At 69.0% G+C, this 16,247-nt stretch carries 16 protein-coding genes and 2 pseudogenes; 8 read left to right on the forward strand and 10 right to left on the reverse strand.

Annotated features, from left to right (window positions below; genetic code table 11):
- Positions 1-62 precede the first annotated feature (62 nt).
- Positions 63-761: an SDR family oxidoreductase gene (locus ACZ60B_RS36755; RefSeq protein WP_469395007.1), complete on the reverse strand. Its 699-nt coding sequence runs from the start codon at positions 759-761 to the stop codon at positions 63-65.
- Between the two features lie 333 nt (positions 762-1,094).
- Positions 1,095-3,263 (reverse strand): TerD family protein, encoded by a 2,169-nt coding sequence (locus ACZ60B_RS36760; protein ID WP_469395009.1) that lies wholly within the window; start codon positions 3,261-3,263, stop codon positions 1,095-1,097.
- A gap of 291 nt (positions 3,264-3,554) precedes the next feature.
- On the opposite strand from ACZ60B_RS36760, the gene ACZ60B_RS36765 reads away from it, so the two are divergent.
- Positions 3,555-4,130: a putative immunity protein gene (locus ACZ60B_RS36765; protein WP_469395012.1), complete on the forward strand. Its 576-nt coding sequence runs from the start codon at positions 3,555-3,557 to the stop codon at positions 4,128-4,130.
- A 159-nt stretch (positions 4,131-4,289) separates the two neighbouring features.
- Here ACZ60B_RS36765 and ACZ60B_RS36770 read toward each other — a convergent pair whose 3' ends face one another.
- From ACZ60B_RS36770 to ACZ60B_RS36785, 4 genes are all read right to left on the reverse strand, one after another.
- The gene (locus ACZ60B_RS36770) at positions 4,290-5,705 is read right to left on the reverse strand and encodes a hypothetical protein (RefSeq protein ID WP_469395014.1); all 1,416 of its coding nucleotides are present in this window, start codon (positions 5,703-5,705) and stop codon (positions 4,290-4,292) included.
- 367 nt (positions 5,706-6,072) lie between these two features.
- A complete protein-coding gene (locus ACZ60B_RS36775; RefSeq protein ID WP_469395016.1) occupies positions 6,073-6,423 on the reverse strand; it encodes a hypothetical protein in 351 nt (116 codons plus the stop codon).
- A 619-nt stretch (positions 6,424-7,042) separates the two neighbouring features.
- Positions 7,043-7,543 carry a GNAT family N-acetyltransferase gene (locus ACZ60B_RS36780; protein WP_469395018.1) on the reverse strand — a complete coding sequence of 167 codons (501 nt, stop codon included), beginning with the start codon at positions 7,541-7,543 and terminating at the stop codon, positions 7,043-7,045.
- A gap of 300 nt (positions 7,544-7,843) precedes the next feature.
- Positions 7,844-8,242, reverse strand: a complete 399-nt coding sequence (locus ACZ60B_RS36785) for a hypothetical protein (RefSeq protein ID WP_469395020.1) — start codon at positions 8,240-8,242, stop codon at positions 7,844-7,846.
- A gap of 103 nt (positions 8,243-8,345) precedes the next feature.
- Here ACZ60B_RS36785 and ACZ60B_RS36790 point away from each other — a divergent pair, with 103 nt between their 5' ends.
- Both ACZ60B_RS36790 and ACZ60B_RS36795 read left to right on the forward strand, forming a co-directional pair.
- Positions 8,346-8,471, forward strand: a complete 126-nt coding sequence (locus ACZ60B_RS36790) for a hypothetical protein (RefSeq protein ID WP_469395022.1) — start codon at positions 8,346-8,348, stop codon at positions 8,469-8,471.
- Between the two features lie 841 nt (positions 8,472-9,312).
- Positions 9,313-9,789: a hypothetical protein gene (locus ACZ60B_RS36795; RefSeq protein ID WP_469395024.1), complete on the forward strand. Its 477-nt coding sequence runs from the start codon at positions 9,313-9,315 to the stop codon at positions 9,787-9,789.
- A gap of 412 nt (positions 9,790-10,201) precedes the next feature.
- Here ACZ60B_RS36795 and ACZ60B_RS36800 read toward each other — a convergent pair whose 3' ends face one another.
- Positions 10,202-10,600 carry a contact-dependent growth inhibition system immunity protein gene (locus tag ACZ60B_RS36800; protein WP_469395026.1) on the reverse strand — a complete coding sequence of 133 codons (399 nt, stop codon included), beginning with the start codon at positions 10,598-10,600 and terminating at the stop codon, positions 10,202-10,204.
- A gap of 121 nt (positions 10,601-10,721) precedes the next feature.
- The gene (locus tag ACZ60B_RS36805) at positions 10,722-10,865 is read right to left on the reverse strand and encodes a hypothetical protein (protein ID WP_469395028.1); all 144 of its coding nucleotides are present in this window, start codon (positions 10,863-10,865) and stop codon (positions 10,722-10,724) included.
- A gap of 291 nt (positions 10,866-11,156) precedes the next feature.
- On the opposite strand from ACZ60B_RS36805, the gene ACZ60B_RS36810 reads away from it, so the two are divergent.
- The 3 genes and pseudogenes from ACZ60B_RS36810 to ACZ60B_RS36820 all read left to right on the forward strand — a co-directional run bounded on the left by ACZ60B_RS36810 (position 11,157) and on the right by ACZ60B_RS36820 (position 13,571).
- Complete coding sequence (locus tag ACZ60B_RS36810; protein WP_469395030.1) at positions 11,157-11,567, forward strand: hypothetical protein; 411 nt, start codon at positions 11,157-11,159, stop codon at positions 11,565-11,567.
- 187 nt (positions 11,568-11,754) lie between these two features.
- Positions 11,755-13,187 (forward strand): annotated as a pseudogene (locus tag ACZ60B_RS36815) (NF041680 family putative transposase).
- 141 nt (positions 13,188-13,328) lie between these two features.
- The gene (locus ACZ60B_RS36820) at positions 13,329-13,571 is read left to right on the forward strand and encodes a hypothetical protein (protein ID WP_469395032.1); all 243 of its coding nucleotides are present in this window, start codon (positions 13,329-13,331) and stop codon (positions 13,569-13,571) included.
- Between the two features lie 47 nt (positions 13,572-13,618).
- On the opposite strand, the gene ACZ60B_RS36825 is transcribed toward ACZ60B_RS36820, so the two are convergent.
- Complete coding sequence (locus tag ACZ60B_RS36825) at positions 13,619-14,275, reverse strand: SRPBCC domain-containing protein (protein WP_469395034.1); 657 nt, start codon at positions 14,273-14,275, stop codon at positions 13,619-13,621.
- Here ACZ60B_RS36825 and ACZ60B_RS36830 point away from each other — a divergent pair.
- Positions 14,274-15,176, forward strand: a complete 903-nt coding sequence (locus ACZ60B_RS36830) for a hypothetical protein (protein ID WP_469395036.1) — start codon at positions 14,274-14,276, stop codon at positions 15,174-15,176. The two genes, ACZ60B_RS36825 and ACZ60B_RS36830, sit on opposite strands and share 2 nt — an antisense overlap.
- 94 nt (positions 15,177-15,270) lie before the next feature.
- Complete coding sequence (locus ACZ60B_RS36835) at positions 15,271-16,101, forward strand: YqjF family protein (protein WP_469395037.1); 831 nt, start codon at positions 15,271-15,273, stop codon at positions 16,099-16,101.
- A 51-nt stretch (positions 16,102-16,152) separates the two neighbouring features.
- Here the strand turns inward: ACZ60B_RS36835 and ACZ60B_RS36840 are convergent.
- Positions 16,153-16,247: pseudogene (locus ACZ60B_RS36840) on the reverse strand (transposase); the annotation flags it as partial.

The following is a 16,247-nucleotide window of genomic DNA, read 5'->3' on the forward strand; positions in this document are numbered from 1 at the left end:
CCGTCTCACCACACTCCCTTGAGAGGCTTGGGGACGTCGTACGCGTGCGGGTGCCGTGCGCGTCAGCCGTTCTGCCCGGTCGGCCGCAAGGTGACGTGGTTGATGTCCACGCCCGCGGGCTGGTTGACGGCGAAGACGACGATGTCGGCGATCTGCTCGGGGGTCATCGAGGGGGCCGCCTCGGGGGTGCCGCCGCGTTCGTCCCAGAACGGCGTGTCCACCACGCCCGGCGCGACGACGGTCACACCGACGCCGTCCTTGCCGACGAGCAGCCGGGTGTTCTCGGCGAGCGCGTGGGCGGCCCACTTGGTGACGGAGTACAGGTTGCCGGGGGTGTTGCGCACCCCCGCGACCGAACCGATGATCACGATCCGTCCCTTGGACTCCCGCACGTGCGTCAGGGTCTCGCGGACCAGCAACGCCGGACCGAGGACGTTGGTGAGGACCATGGCACGCATGTCCTCGGGCGCGTGGCTCTCGAGGTTGCCCGGCAGCGAGAAGCCCGCGTTGGCGATGACGTTGTCCAGTCGGCCCCACGTGCTGGTCACCCTGCTCACCGCGGCGGCGACGTGGTGCTCGTCGGCGGCGTCACCGGTGATCGTCAGCAGCCGCTCCCCCGCCGAGGCGGAGTCGGCGAAGGCGGCCAGCTTGTTCGCGTCACGTCCGGTGACGGCCACCCGGTGCCCCTGCTTGAGCAGGGCGAGGGCGGTGGCGGCGCCGATTCCGGTCGAACCACCGGTGATCAACGTGACGGGTTCCACGGGACTGCCTCCTCGGCAACGGGGTCATCGGGAGGCGCCAGGTTCCCGGACGCCGGTGAACGCGAGGTGACACGCGGACCGGCCGTCTCCGGGCTGTGGCGGCTTCCGGAACGCCTGAACGATACCCGGAGAACTTGCGCCGGGACTGAAGATCGTCGGACCGCGCCTGTCCAGCGGGACGCGGACAGGCCATCGGAACGACTCGGGCGGTGCCCGCACTCGTCGTGCGGGCACCGCCCGGAGCTGTCGACGGCGAGGAAAGCGAAAGAGCTTGTTTCAAAGGGAGTTGAGAAGGAAGCCCCTTCATGGCCTCGCCGTCGGCAACGCTAACACTCAGCCCGGGATCAGGTCACGCAGGTTTTCCAGGGTGATGACCTGCGAGTCCGGGTGCAGCCCTTCGGGACGTTCGAGACCGATGTACATCACGGGCTCGTCCGGAACCGGCCCGCCGTCCAGCAGATCCACGGTCGTGGTGTCGCCGGACATCAGCTCGGTCAGGTACCGCACCGTCAACTGCTCACGCTCCACGATGGCGCGTACCACCTTGGACACCGACATCTGGTTCTCCTCGACCCGGTTGGCCGACGAGATGCCCTTCAGATAGAGGTGCAGCCACTTCGCGCGCCAGCGGCCGTCGTCCCCCCGCCCGAACACCAAGGGCAGCGCCACCCGACCCGCCCCGCGCAGCTCCGACTTCATCCGCACCGTGCGCGGCTCGAACGGCCGGCCCTTCTGCTGGCCGTCGCGCAGCATGAAGCCGAAGAACGACTCCTCGACCTCCTCGAAACCCTCGCCCGCGTAGATGTTGACCTGCGGAACGATGAAGGTGCTGCGGACCCGGTCCAGGGACAGGTCGATGAACTCCGAGGCCCCGTCGGGCGCCTCGGTGACATCGCCCGAGTGCCGGCCTCCGACAGCCGTGAGGGATGTGTAGGAGAGCCAGGAGTCGGTGCTGTAGTCGGCGTGGAGAAGCAGCGCCGAGAGGTCGTAGTCGGTCCGCTGCTCGGTCTCCTTCCAGTACACGAAGAAGCGCAACTGTTCGCCGTCGACCGCCGAGAGTGAACCTCGTGGCAGTACGCCGAGCCCGGCCGCGGTCGCCCTGCCGCTGAGCGGGAGGGCCACGTCGAGGACATCGGGGTCGAGCAGCAGCCGACGGGGCGCCGGGAGTCTGCGGCGCATCTCGGCGTCGAGGGCGCCGACGAGGCGATCGCGGTCGGCGGCCGCGACGGGCGGCCGGACGTCGGGGGCGACCCAGCCACGGCCTCGACGGTTGACGAAGACGCGGGGTTCGTCGGTCTCCCGCTCCCGGTTGTGGAAGTGCTCGCGGACGGAGAGCACGACCCGGCCGGAGACCTCGGGAGCGACACGCACAGCGGCGGCCACCACCGCGTCCCGCTCCTCGTCCGTGGCGATCCGCAGCAGGAGGTCCAGGGCACGGAACAGTTTGCCCGGGGCCGACTCCAGCAACCGCAGCGCACCGCGGACGTCGAAGTCGTCGAGCAGCTTCTCCAGACGGCTGTCGAAGGACCGCGCCGCCTTCTCGCCTCGCGCCACGGCGAACGCATCGGCGGCGTGCGGCCAGCGCGGGTACTCGTGCGGGTGCAGACGCTCACCCAGCCGCTTGAACGGCTCACGGTGTGCGTGTACGTCGGCCAGCTTGGCGGGGTTCGCCGCGACCACGGCGTCGAGGCCCGCGAGCAGGGCACGGCGCACCGGCCGCGAGAGGGCCCGGAACCGGGTCGGCTCCCGCAGCGTCACGTCGCCGCCCGACAGCGCGCAGGCCAGCCGCAGCACGTCGGTGACGGTGTCCAGCAGGAGGTCCGCACCGATGGCGATACGGGCCTCGTTGATGACCGCTCGGTTCTCCCGGACCGGGATCGACTCCGGCTGGGGGCCGAGCGCGCACCGCTCGGCGAGGGCCCTGAGGTCGCGCAGGTCATCCTCGCCCAGGGGAGTCGTGCTGCCCGCCAAGGCCAGGTAGAGGGCGGTGAGTTCTTCGTCCAGGTCCCGGCCGAGGTGCAGGACGGTGACTCGGTCGCCCGCCGAGGCGACCAGCTCGTCCTGTGCCGCGATCATCTCCTCGTAGGTGTGCTGGTAGCGGCCGTACGTGGGGAGGCTGAGCAGATCCAGCGCCCCATCTGCCAGCTGCGTCAGCACTGTCCCGCGCGACTTCTCGTCGCCGATCGCCTGCGCCACGCACTGCATCCAGAACTCTTCGGTGTCCGGCACGTTCGCCGGGAAGTCGATGAAGTACGAGTTGTGCCGGACGTGGTCGCCCCCCATCTCGCTCACGGTGCGCAGCGTCCGCCTGGCGAGGTGCACGACCGCGGCCTCGGACAGTCCCGACAGCCGCTCCAACAGCTCTGCCGAGAGCTTGAAGCCCACGGATGTCAGCGCCGCGTCGAACTGCCGCGCGGCGCCGGCCCCGTCCCCGGTGGAGCCCTTGGGCGAGGGGAGGCGGTGAGTGTGCCGGATGACCAGCGATTCGAGACTGTGCGCCATTCGGGGATGATCGCAGAGGTGTGAGAGCGGACGCACTGGAATTCCAGCACCATGATCACCCCTGCACCCCGGGGTGGCCGCGTGGCGTCGGCGTGGCCGGCTTGACCCACGGAGTCCGGGACCGCAGAGCCGGGGTACGGCGCCCCTGGCCGCCGAGCACGCCCGCGCGAGACACCCGTTCGGGAGACGCCGGGCAACCCTGACCTCGGGCGGCTGCCTGCCCGACCACGCCCGGCGGCCCGCAGCTCCCCTGTCGCCCTGCGGTCCAGGGCAATGCCCGAGGATGGATCCATGGCAGAGGGCGAGTACGACATCGCCCTGAGCAAGCAAGACCTGCGTGAGGTCACCGCGTTCGCTGCGGCGTGTGCGGAAGTGGTGCTCGAGGTATTCGAGGCCGATCAGCCTGACGACGCGCGTCCTCGAGACGCCATCGGGGCCGCGTGGGAGTTCGCCCGGGGCGGTGAGCGAGGGAAGTCTTTGCGCGACACAGCGTGGGCAGCCCTCAAGGCAGCCCTTAAGGCAGCCAAGAGTACGGATACTGCGGCTGCGCGCGAGGCAGCAGGGGCAGCTATGTCTGCGGCAGGCGCCGCCTGCTTGCATCCGCCGGCCAAGGCCACCCAGGTCAAGCACATTCTCGGAGCCGGCGCTCACGCGGCCCGGGCAGCCGAACTAGCCGAGGGCACCCTGCCTGGTCTTGTCCTCACCGATCACCTCCGTACCCGACTCTCCCTGGGCCCGGCGTGGGTCCCCTTCCGAGTACGGTGGCCAGGAGGAGCTGTCCCGTCCCCGCGATGTGTAGGCAGTCCGGCCCTTGTGCAGACCCTGAACTCGTATTGCTACGGCGAAGGGACAAGTAGCAGCACGTGACCGCCGCGATGGTCAGATCCTGGCCGCGGCCGATCGGAGTTTCGCGGACACCTGGCTGGTGTGGACCGTGGCGTGCCGTCAACGACGGTCATATTTCGAGCGCGTTATGGCGTGTGGTTTTCGGCGCCGGGGCCCGTTGGCAGTGGATGTGCGCGGCCACTACACGACGTTCCATTCCTCTTGGGGCAGTGAGTGCCAGAGGTCGAGCCATTCGCGCAGCAGGAAGAGCGGTCGGGTCAGCATGATGTCGCCGGCCCGTTGGGAACGGATCGCCAGGCCGAGGTCGGTGCAGATCGGGTCGCCTGCGACGCTGTAGGACAGTCGCGCAATGCGGCGGAGAAGCCAGTCCTCCAGCCGGGACGGTACGCAGCCCGTCAACGGCACGTCGTCGAGCCTTACTTGGGGGCCGTCGAGCGCGTTCACCGCCACGCATCCCAGGCGGTCGTCTCGGAAAAGGGCTCTGACAGCGGTGGCGGCGAAGTCGGCGTGGACAAGCTGTTGCCGCCCACCGTCGTGGGAGTGGGACGTTACCGTCGGCTGCTCGTCCAGGGCGTCGGTGATCTCCTCCAGCGTCATGCCGAAGTGCAGCGGGCCGACTCCGACAAATGGCGTGAACGTCCAATCCGAGCGCTCCTCACCTCGCGCGATCCGCCACGGCCCCTGATATCCCGGTTGTCTTCCCGGGACCGCGACGGGTTCCTCGGGTACGGGCTCAGGCGGGGCCGCAGGCTCGATCGCGGTCCAATCCGGGTGCCAGCGTCCGGGCAGTTCCTGGGCCGCGGTGTCGAGCGGCTGCTCGGCCAGCCAGCTGATCGCCGCCTCCTGGCCTTCGTCCCACGGGTCCTCGGCAACCCCGCCTGCCTTGGCCAGGGTTGCGCGGCGTTCGTCCTCTGCCGCGATGAGGCCTTCGACGTCCTCGCCCCATGCCGCCAGGCGCTCCCGGGCGATCCATCGGTAGTAGGAGTCCGCGCTCGTGGCCAGGACGTCGCGGACGAGCGGCATGTGGCGCGGTATGGACGGGGCGAGTAGGGGATCGGCGAGCAGCAGGGCGGTGGCGGCGACGGCGGCCTCCTTCACCCGTGGATCGTCGTCCTTGCAGAAAGGCGCGACGTGGGAGTGGAGCGCCGGCCGCGCTGCCCGTGCCGCGGCAAGGTCCTGCGGTGCCCGGAGCTGCTCTGTGGCGTCCATACGGACGACGTCCGCGAACGCGGCCACCCAGTTCAGCAGTTCGGCGCGCAGTGGTCGCTCGCCCGCCCTGCGCTCCCATCGGGCCACGACGAGGGTGCGTGGATCGTCGAGCAGGGTGGCGATGACCAGGGCCGCTGGGGCAGTCGCGGGGAACACGCGCCCTCGATTGAGAAGCAGCCGGTACAGGTTTCCCACTGCCCTCACCCGATCTGCTGGGTCGGCAGCGAGCATCGCGGCGAGAACGCCCGACGTGTCGGGCACGCTGTGCCGACCCGTGCAGACGTGCGGTAGCTCCTCCCCGTCGGTACGGGTGAGTTTTGCGCGTGCTCCGGACGGCAGGGTGTCGGCGGAAGCATCCCAAGGTCGTGTGGGGGTCTCGTGATTCACGTCCGCAGTGTTCCAGCCGGATCCGACGTCTGCGCTGCCGGTTCCCGGCACCGGCGGGAGATGACACGAACCGATCCGCCTGATCCGCTGCTCGACCCGACTCCGCCTGGCGTTGCCGGGTCCGATGCTCAGCGTCGGCCCGACGGCGATGCCGAACACAAGCCGGCCCGCCTGCTCGTGTCGGGCAGTGCAACCCGCGCCTCGACCGTGGGTCCACCCCGGCGTGCAGAGATCAGCACGGCACAGGGGCGCCGGCCGGCCGAGGACCGTCGGACGCTCGCCGGTCCCCGGCGCGCCAGGCTCCTTGCGGGACTGTCCCTCGGCTGGTCGGCGGCCGGGCCGCAATGGTCTTTTGCAGTGCCGGGTATCAGCTGCTGAGGTCGAACACGCCCCACGCGGTGAACGGCTCGGCCTGGACGTAGATCCTGCTTCCCCGGCCGACGACCCGCCGACGGCCGGGAAGAGGGCCACCGGGCAGGGTGAGCAGACCGACGTCCGTCGGCTCGACCGATGTCTCGGTGAGCTCTGCGTTAGCGAGTCGGTTCCGCTCCTCGCCGTAGCCGCCGTAGAAGGCGACCCGCTCGCCGTGGACGGTCACCGCACAAGCGCCCCGTACGCGGTTCGCCCACACCCTCACCGGCCGGCCGGCGCGGTCGGGGCGAATCTCGACGAGCGGGAAGTCCGTGTAGGGGCACGCCCAGGCGGCAGCGCCCGACACGTTCAGCGCGTAGCAGTCGAAGAGACCGGGGATGCGGGCGCCGTCCGACGTCCAGGCGAGCCGGCCCCTGGCGCCCCAGCGGCGGAAGAAGGCGCGGGCTCGACCTCAGCCGGAGAAGTCCGCGGGCATCGCCCGCCACGAGATCCCGCCCGTGACCAGGTGACGGATCACGTCCAGCAGCTGTTGGTGACAGTGCCCCTCGGGCAACCCACCCCTCCCCCAAAGCCAGGCCGGCACCGGCAGCAGAGGCCGGGCGGCCGCCCGTTCCGCGTCCGACATGTCCGAGGGATACCGGCGTTCCCGGTCCCGGTGGCCGACCGCGTTGCCGTACGCGTGCGCGAGGTGATCACACGATCGTGCAGCCGCGTCGGATGGGAGGGGTTCGGAGGCGCACAACAACGGCAGCGGGGCCACCCGGCACTGCTCGGTTGGATTCGCGTCCTCGAGCTACCGAGAGGCCCCGTCTTCCTACGCGTACGACGGGAAGATCCCCCGGCGAGAAACCTGTTCGACCCGCACGTTCCATGATCGGTTCAGATACGGCTTCTCACGAGCGGGATGTTCTGGCTACAGGCTGGTTGAGTGTTCGGGGCGGCGCGACAGCGTGCCGCCCCGAACTTTATGCATCAGGGTGTGGCGGCAGGGCAAGCCAGGCCTGCCAGGAGATCTCGCGGCCGATGAAGCGCGGCTGCTTGAACGGCCAATCCGCAGCGATCCACTGCGGCACCAGCACGTCCAGCGCCTGCTCGACCCCGCTGCCCACCAGCTCGTCCACCACCCACCAGGAGATCTCACCGTCCGCGCCGGCCTTCTCCGGCGGGTCGATGTAGACGCAGCCGAGCAGCGCGGTCTCCGCCGCGTCGAACAGTGCGTAGTTGAAGGACTGGTGTGCGGCGATCTCCTTCTCGTGCCGCAACAGGTCGGCCTGGTCGGCCTTGTAGGTCATAGTGGCCGCGGGCCAGCCCCAGGCCGGGCCGAAGATGGTCCACAGCCGCTCACGCGAGCCCATCACGGCCGGGTAGTCGAGCGGGGTGTCCGCCTCCCGGATCGGCCGCAGGTGCTGGCCTCCTGGTAGAGGTACCAGGACGGGGTGAACGAAGTCATCGGGAAGCCAGCTCATGGCACCCGACCGTAGCACCGCACGGGCGTCTGCCCTCCTGGATTTTCTCCCTACCGATGCGCTGACCGCCGTCGCGGCGCACCCAGGCTGAATGAACCGGACCCAGCCGCTGCGAGAGCAGGCTACGACTGCACCAACAGGTCCTCCTTGAGCACTCGCTGGCGTAGACAGTCTTCGGGCTACCGCGAGGCCCCTGCTGTCATGCCCAGCAACGACCGCGATCGCCCGATCGAGACTCCCGTTCGATCGGTAGACCCCATGATCGGTACGACAACGGCTTCTGAACGCTGCGTCTGTGCTTCAGGGTCCGAGCGGACCGCACGTGAGCTGGTAGGCCTCCTGGATCCAGGACTCTTTGGTCTGAGGGGTCACGCCGCAGGCCAGGGACACACTCGCGTGGCCGAACCAGGTGGTCACGCTGCCGTAGACGTCACGGTCGGGGCAGGTCACGGTGAAGCTCGCGTCGGCCACCTGGACTGCCTCGGCCTCAACGAAGTGCCCTGCGTGCCCGAGTGCGTCGGCCCTGACGGGGTGGCGTTGACGATTGGCGGACTCCGTCCCCGGAGCGGCCAGTTCCTCGACGTCCCACCGCTTGAGGCGCTTGGCGAGCGCGGCGAGGACCTGGTGCGCTGATACGCGGTCGTCGCTCGTGCTGACCTGGGGCACGATGTTGCGCACAAGCACCGGGTGATACGTCACCCAGCCATCGCTCTCACGGACGTCTACCACCGGCGAGACTTCGGTGAGTTGCCGCTCCCGGTGCACCGAGGTCCACCGGACGGCTCCACTCGCGCAGGACTGCGTGGACGCCGTGGCCTTCTTCTCGGCAGCCGTCGTCTTCTGCGCCGCCGGCGTCCCCGTTGCTGCCGTACAGGCCGCCACCGACGGCACCACAGCGCACAACAGCGCCACCATCAACCACCCATGACGTCGCGTCGTCCCACTGTGTGCCATTCGCTGTCGTTCCGCTCGTTCAAGTGCCGGGCCCAGCCGCTCCGGCAGTCGGGTCCAAGATCCGGGAGTCTGCGACTATAGGCCACCTGACCAGCGAAAACAGAGTCCGTGACGCAGTCGTAACGCACTCGCTCCGATGCCCCGGGACGCCTGCGGATCGCCGCGCCGGTGTGCTCGCCGAAGGCGGTGGAAGCTTGACGGGAAGGGTCCCTGGTCCGCGCGGACGGCCGTCGGGCAGGGATCCGCGGCAGTGCTCGCCGGCCTGGCGATGCTGCTCTACGGATTCTCAAATGGCTGACTCAGGCCGGCACGCAGACGGCGACGGCAAGAAGTCGGCTCCGAGAAGCTTGGCGACGCGTCCGTGGGCAGAAGCAAGACGAAGAGGACGATTCGGCTCGTCGGGAAGCGAAGGAGCCCGGTCGACCTGGTGCCCTCGACAGGATTCGAACCTGCGGCACCCGCTTTAGGAGCGGGATTGGGGGATCCTGGGCCTGACCTGGGAATCCCTGCCTTGGGGGGCGTAGGGCCGGTCGCGCCTTGGGGAACCTCTATTCTCCATGAGTCCCCGCCCGTTCTGGCACGGACGTGGCACGCTCCCCGGCCCCTCGATGCGAACTACGGACGGGACGGTCGCTGAGGTCTGCTCGGCTGGACAGACGTCATGCGGCACTGCTGGCAGTTGTCCCTGGCCGCGATGGCTGTTGTACCTCTGTGCTGTACTGCAGCGGCTCCGGAGCTGGCCGACCATCTCAGTATGCGGGAACCGCCTGCTCGTTCACTGTGTCAGGTCCAACTGGTACTGGAGGAAGGTGCGCATGAGGAAGCTGGTTGGTTCGCTCGGCAGTGGCCTGCTGGTCGTCGGGATCACCGCGGGGGTGTGGTGGAACTGGTTCCACGAGCCCTATGCCTTGGCCGACGCGCCCGAGGTCGACGTGACGGTGCGCGCGGAAAAGTCCACGTACCCCGACGTACAGGAGACGACGGAGGACGTCGACACTCTCGTACGGGTGTACGTCCAGCGGCTCAAGGACGGAGACGCGAACGGAATCGCCGAGTTGGCCGGGCCCGCTTACAGGCAGCCCGGGCCCATCGCGGCCGAGTACGTACGCGAGTACGGCCAGGCAGCGGGCGGTCCCGTCGAAGTCACCGTGCTGGAGGGAGTTGTCCCCTACTTCAACCGGGTGACGGTGATGTACGAACGAACCGGTCAGCGGCAGGGGCTGCTGCTGGTGAAGGATGACGGACACTGGTGGATAGGCCTCGGCGACGGTGACCCCGCGGCGGGCAGGTAGCGGCAACCGCGGAAGACGACCTTTGAGGTGCAGCCTCATCTTTATCAGGTCAATCATGGGGACCTGTCGACGCCGGTCAACGTGTGCTTTACCTCGGCTGGTCGGTCGCTGAGGTTCCGTCTCGATCGCTGTCGTCCGCGGCTGTTGGTGTCAGCCGCGGATGTCGCGGTCAGGGGCAGTCTTGGCACGGTCCCGCATTGCCGACCCACGCCCGTAGCGGATGGCCGCCAGCGTGAGCCCTGAGGCCAGGAGGCATCGCGTGATCGTGTCGCCTTCGATGATCAGAGAGATCAGAAGCGGTATCACGAGCACCAGGTGCCAACGCGGGTGGTTCCACCGACTGTTCTTGTCTGCCGTCTCGCCCCCTCGAGCGGCACCCGACGGCCCCGCCACGACGTGTTCTGACCTTGATCTATGGAGCAGCCAGGAAACGTTCGACCTTCTGTCGCAGGCCAGGCGGCAGGTCCGTCAACTCCGAGACGATCGCGCGAAGCTCTCGGTCGAGTTCGCAAGTCTCGGTCCAGACCACCGGGTTCCTGGTGAGTACTGCGGACAGCAGATCGCCTTCGTACATGTCCCCCTCCGCCATCGGGTTGTCCCGCAGCACCTCCAGCGCCAGCGGCAGGAGGTAGGGCAGTCCTATGTCCTGCCCGATCAACAAACGCATGTCCTCGACGGTCAGCCCGCCGACCGGCCGACGCCGCAGGGCATGCGCAGTGGCGACAAGACGGGTGGCGTCGGCCGGCGGGGCCGGCCAACGGTCACGTTCAAGCTCTTCAAGGGAGCGGTCACGATTCAGGGGTTGCCTCACCGGAGTTGTCGGTTGTCGGTTGTCGAGCAGAGGTGCCGGGCTGTCCTGGCGGTGCTGGCGGTGCTGGCGGGTGCGACGGTGACCGAGGTCGGGAGGGCGTGCCACTGGGCGGCCGATGGCTTCACGGAGTCGGCATTCCGCCCAAGAGCACGGTCACCACCAGGAACACCGGGATAGCCAAGGCCACGGCCAGCCCGGCAAGGCAGCCCCATATGGTCAGGCGCATGCTGGTTCTCGCGTAGTCATCGTTCTTCGGCACGTCCATATCCAACAGTGAGAGACGCCGACTCTCTACCCCAGGGGATGTGGACTCTCATGGCACGCGTGTGGCACGGCCCCGGACGCGACGAAGGGCCAGCCTGGGAGGAAAGCCCTCCTGAGCCGGCCCTTCGACCTGTGCCCCCGGCAGGATTCGAACCTGCGACACCCGCTTTAGCTTGTTCTTTGTCTTCCGGTCTCCCATGCCAACGCACCTTCGCGGATTGCCCTCGAAGCTTGATCACCCGTAGTTTCGTGCCATCGAGGATCGAGCAGCACAGGTGCGGGGGACAGAGCCGTGGACGAAGACCAGTGGCTGCTGCGTCATGGGCTGCATCCGGATGGGTGCGGCCTTGACGAGGTACGGGTGCTTCTGGGCGAGCAGACCCGGCTCGAACGCGGAAGCCAGGGGCACGGCGACACACTTCTGATGAAGCTCTGCTGCGTCCAGTTGTTCCACGCCGCTGTCCCCAACGACGTCCTTCTGATCTGGAACGCCAAGACGGCCAGTTGGGACGCCGACTGTTCCATCGACATCCAGCTCCTGTGCGGCAGCGGGCTGGAACGGACCAAGGCGTACCTTGCGGCGCACCCGACGCAGGCGAGCCAAGCGGCATTGGCACGCCTGCTGTACTGCGAAAAAGCGGGGGACTTCGACGGCTTCTCGCCAGCTGAGCAGTCTGCCGTGTACGCCGCGTACTACTCGTGATCCACCCCCACTCAGCCGATTGCCCTTCGCTGACAAGCGATCAGCAATGAAGGTCACAGAGACATTGGTCCTCGAACGGTGTCTCGAACTGGGTCGCTCACCTGGGGGTTCGCCGGACGTAGGGGCGGCCTTCGTCTGATCATGTGCTCCGACCAAGGTGCACGTGACCGAGACGAAGGCCGTGGGGGTGAGTCTGCTGCCTGATGCTGTTCGGGGGGATGCGTTCGCGGAGGCGTCACGCTTCCGGGGCGAGTTCTACGAGTGTCTGACCGCTCGGCGCGACGAGTTGTTCGAGCTGGCGGACGCGGTGCTGTGTGCGGACGGTGCGGTGAAGTCCCCGGTGGACTTGGCGCTGCTGCCCGAGCACCGCCGTGGGCACGGAGCGATGTACGGCGGCCTGAACCACGGCCGGATCGACACCGGCCGGCTGCGGACGGTGCTGGCCGGCCTGCCGCTGCCGCGTTTCGGCGGCGGGCGCCTGGTCCTGGCGGTCGACGTGTCGCCGTGGCTTCGCTCGGACGCGCCGTGCTCGGCGGAGCGCCTGTTCTGCCACGTCTACGGCCGTGCGAAGACCGCGTCGCAGTTCATCCCTGGCTGGCCCTACTCCTTCGTTGCCGCGCTGGAGCCGGGCGCCACGTCCTGGACCGCGATCCTGGACGCGGTCCGGCCGACGACGCGACCGCGATCACCGCCGTCCAGCTCCGAGGGGTCGTTGAACGGCTCGTCGCCGCGGGCCAGTGGCAGGCCGGGGACCCGAACATGGTGATCGTGAGCGATGCGGGCTACGACGTCACCCGCCTGGCCTGGGTCCTGCGCGACCTGCCGGTCGAGCTGGTCGGCCGGGTCCGCTCCGACCGCGTGATGCGGCTGCCGAAGCCACCGCGGATGCATGGTGTCAACGGCCGGCCGCCCAAGCACGGCCCGGAATTCCGGTTCACCAAGCCGGAGACCTGGCCCGAACCCGCGATCACCACCGTCACCGACACCACCAACTACGGCAAAGCCGAGACCCGAGCGTGGGACCGGGTCCACCCCCGGCTCACCCACCGCTCCTCCTGGCTCAACCACGACGGCGAACTACCCTTGATCGAGGGCACGTTGATCCGGCTGAAGGTCGAGCACCTGTCGAAGGACCGGGACGCCCCGCCGGTGTGGTTATGGTCCTCCAAGACCAGTGCCACCCCGGACGACGTGGACCGCTTCTGGCAGGCATTCCTCCGCCGCTTCGACCTGGAGCACACCTTCCGCTTCGCGAAGCACACCCTCGGATGGACCACCCCGAAACTCCGCACCCCGGAGGCGGCGGACCGCTGGACCTGGACCCTGATCGTCGCCCACACCCAGCTCCGGCTCGCCCGGCCGCTCGCCGCGGACCTCCGCCGCCCGTGGGAAAAACCCGCCGCCTCCGACCGGCTCACCCCGGCCCGGGTCCGCCGGGGGTTCAGGAACATCCGCGCCAACCTCGCCTGCCCGGCCCGTGTTCCCAAACCCCGAGGAGCCGGCCCTGGACGGCCACCCGGCGCCAAGAACAAGCACCGGGCGCCCCGCTACGACGTCGGCAAGACCGTCAAACGCCCCGAGACCCTCAAGGCCATCGGCAAGCCTGGAAGGTCTTGGTAGATAAAGAACAAGCTCAAGGTCTGTGCCAGAACCGAGAGAGGACGGCATGTGTCCGACCCCGATGAAAACTGGTCGATGTCGCAGAGCTGGTGATCGGTAGGTTGTGTCGTCGAACGTCGCCTGTGCGAAGGAGGAGTCGGGGTGGAAGAGCCAGAGATCACGATCAAGCTCACCCGCGACGAAGCGACGATCCTGGCGGACTGGTTGGAACGGTTGCAGACGACCGATCTCAGCAACACGGTCGACGATCCGGCGGCATGGGCACCGATCCATCGGATCGCCGGCCAGTTGGACAAGATGCTGCCCGCGCTGTTCTTCCCCGACTATGACGCGCGGCTGGAGGAGGCCCGGCGCCGCTTGCGTCCGCTCGATGCCGGGCCTTGAGGACTGAGCCGATCGAATCCCGCGACAGGACAGCACTGCGCGCGAACTCAGGCCAGCCCGTGTCGGCGTACACCTGATCCTCCCCACTCGCGTACGAGGGAACGCGGCCGGTTTCCGATGCGCTTTGATGCGCGACGCTCCCCGGCGCCGACCGGGCTCGCAGCCTGTCCTGTGAGCATGCACCGGATGCGCCGACCCCCGAGCCGGTGGCCACCGTGAAGCAGTGCGATCCGCTCCGGCGGCGCGGTCTCGGTCCAGGAGATCCACTCGGTGTAGTCCGTTCCGTCCGGTCCGTGCATCACGACGTCCCACGACCCGCCGATGCGGAACTCGAACGACCACGTGGTGGTGGTGAACCACGCCGGTCCCCACCACTGCGACAGGTGCCTGACCTCGGCAAACGTCTCGAACACCAGTCCTCGCAGGGCCTCGATGAGCCGGGAGATGACGACCTCGCGGTCGGCCGTCGCCGACTGCGCCACCGCCCCTCGTTCCGTCCCGCTCATCAGCTGTTCCTCTGCCCTGCCCTCCTGCACGTACGCGTCCAGCCGGTCGGGGCTCTCGTTCCAGAGCCGCTCGAATCCCCCGGTCCGCACCGTGGGCACCGCGACGATGCCATCGTCCGTCTCGCCGCTGTGCCGGGCCGAAGAAGAGGTCCTGGAGCCGGTAGCCGAACGCGCCGCCATCACGGATCCTGAGCTCATGTCCGATGCAGCATCCCGAGCCGAGCGGCGGATCGCGCTGGTCCGGGACGACGTGGCCGCGCGCCTGGCGCTGGCGCAGGAGTTCTACGCACAGGCCTGCGAGCCCCTGCGCCGGTACGGTCACGCCGAGCTGAGCTTTCTGCGGTGGTCCGCCGCACGCGGAGTGCTCGCCGCAGAGTCCGGTGCGCGCCCTGGCAGCGCATGGTGGCGTGCCGTGAACGAGGGGCTTCTCAGGGACAAGGTGGAGGCGCGTCTGCTGTGCGCCGGTGTGCCGGGAGAGGCGAGCGCCAGAAGCGTCGAGTATTGGATGGACTGCATCCGCAGGCCGTCACCCGCCGCCTGGTACCGCGCCCACAACGCCAGCATCGTCGCCGGCTACCTGCGCCACGAGAACCTGGCCGCGTTGGAAGCACAGGTGGAGCGGTTCATGATGAACGTCGCCCTGCTCCGCGTCCTGTTCACCCACGCCGTACTGGTGCGACCGCGGCTCATGCTGGGACGGCTGGCCCCGTTCGGGCCACGGCTGGTCGACCCCCGCTACGCGACCGTGAAGTGGTTCCTCGACCTCGGCCGGTCCTTCCCGCCGGTGTACCCCGTCACGCTGCCCACCGAGGACACCATCCTCGACGAACACGCCCTCGCCCGGATGCTCGACTACGGCGTGATCGCCCCCAGAGTGCCGGCGCTGTACGCGCTCTCGGCCGCGACGCTCGAAGAGCCCCGCCTGATGACCCTCCTGGACGCGGGCGTGCCGGCGTACGTCTGGACCAGGGCGGAACGCCCGCTCTGGTACGTCGGCAACACGGGCGCCCATCTGCGCCTCATCGCCCGCATGACCGGCGTACACCTACGATGGCCCCGCTCACCCGCCGGCCGCCGCAATGTCCCGCTGCACGGCTGAAGCCCACTGCCTCGGTCACCGGCCGCCCTGACCACGGCGGCCGGCACCGCCCCGGACGCATCCGTCCCCGCGGGCGATCTGGCACTCTGGTGGGGTGCACCCCACGCCCATCACTCCCGAGGCGCCAGACGCAGTGCGCAGTCCGCTCCTCACCCAGCAGTGGCTCGACCTCACCTTCATCCACTGGGCCGTCGACCCCGGAGACGTCGCCCCGCTGCTGCCGCACGGGCTCACCGCGGACACCTACGACGGGGTCACCTACGTCGGTCTCGTCGCCTTCCGGATGGAGAAGGTGGGCTGGCTACGGCTCCCCGGGGTGCCGTATTTCGGCTCCTTCCCGGAGACCAACGTGCGCCTCTACTCGGTCGACGCGCATGGCCGCCGCGGGGTCGTCTTCCGGTCCATGGACGCCTCCCGGCTCGTGCCGGTGCTCCTGGGGCGCCTCGGCTTCCGGCTCCCGTACCTGTGGTCCCGCATGGACGTACGAGCGCACGGCGACACCGTCACCTACCGGAGTGCCCGGCTCCGGCCCGGAACCTCCCGGGCGCGGAGCCGGATCGTCGTCACGGTCGGCCGGCCCATTCCGGAGCCTACGGAGCTGGAGCATTTCCTCACCGCCCGCTGGGGCATGCACAACACTTTCGCCGGTGGTACCGGCTACCTGGCCAATGACCATCCGCGCTGGCCGCTCCACCGCGCGGAGCTGCTCGACTGCGAGGAGAACCTCCTCGCGGCGGCCGGACTCCCGGCTCTCGGCGGGCCGCCGGTCAGCGTCCTGTACTCGCCCGGAGTCCCGGTACGCCTCGGCAGGCCCACCGGCCTGACACCCCGGATCCGTGTTCCGCCGACGGGGCCGGGGGAACCCCTGACCCCGGCCGGAGTCCCACGCGGGGACGGGTGGTGGCGGCGTGGTCACGGCCGCTGACCCTGGAGACCCTCACCCGGAGTGCCGATGCGGCGCAACAGGCCGAGCAGCCTGGAGCAGCCGTTCCCGGGTTCCGTCGGCCGACCAGCGCCGGTGGCGCTCGTAGACGGTCTTCCACGGCCCGTAGCGTTCAGGCAGGTCACGCC

It is taken from the genome of Streptomyces sp. NPDC104096 (genome assembly GCF_055584385.1).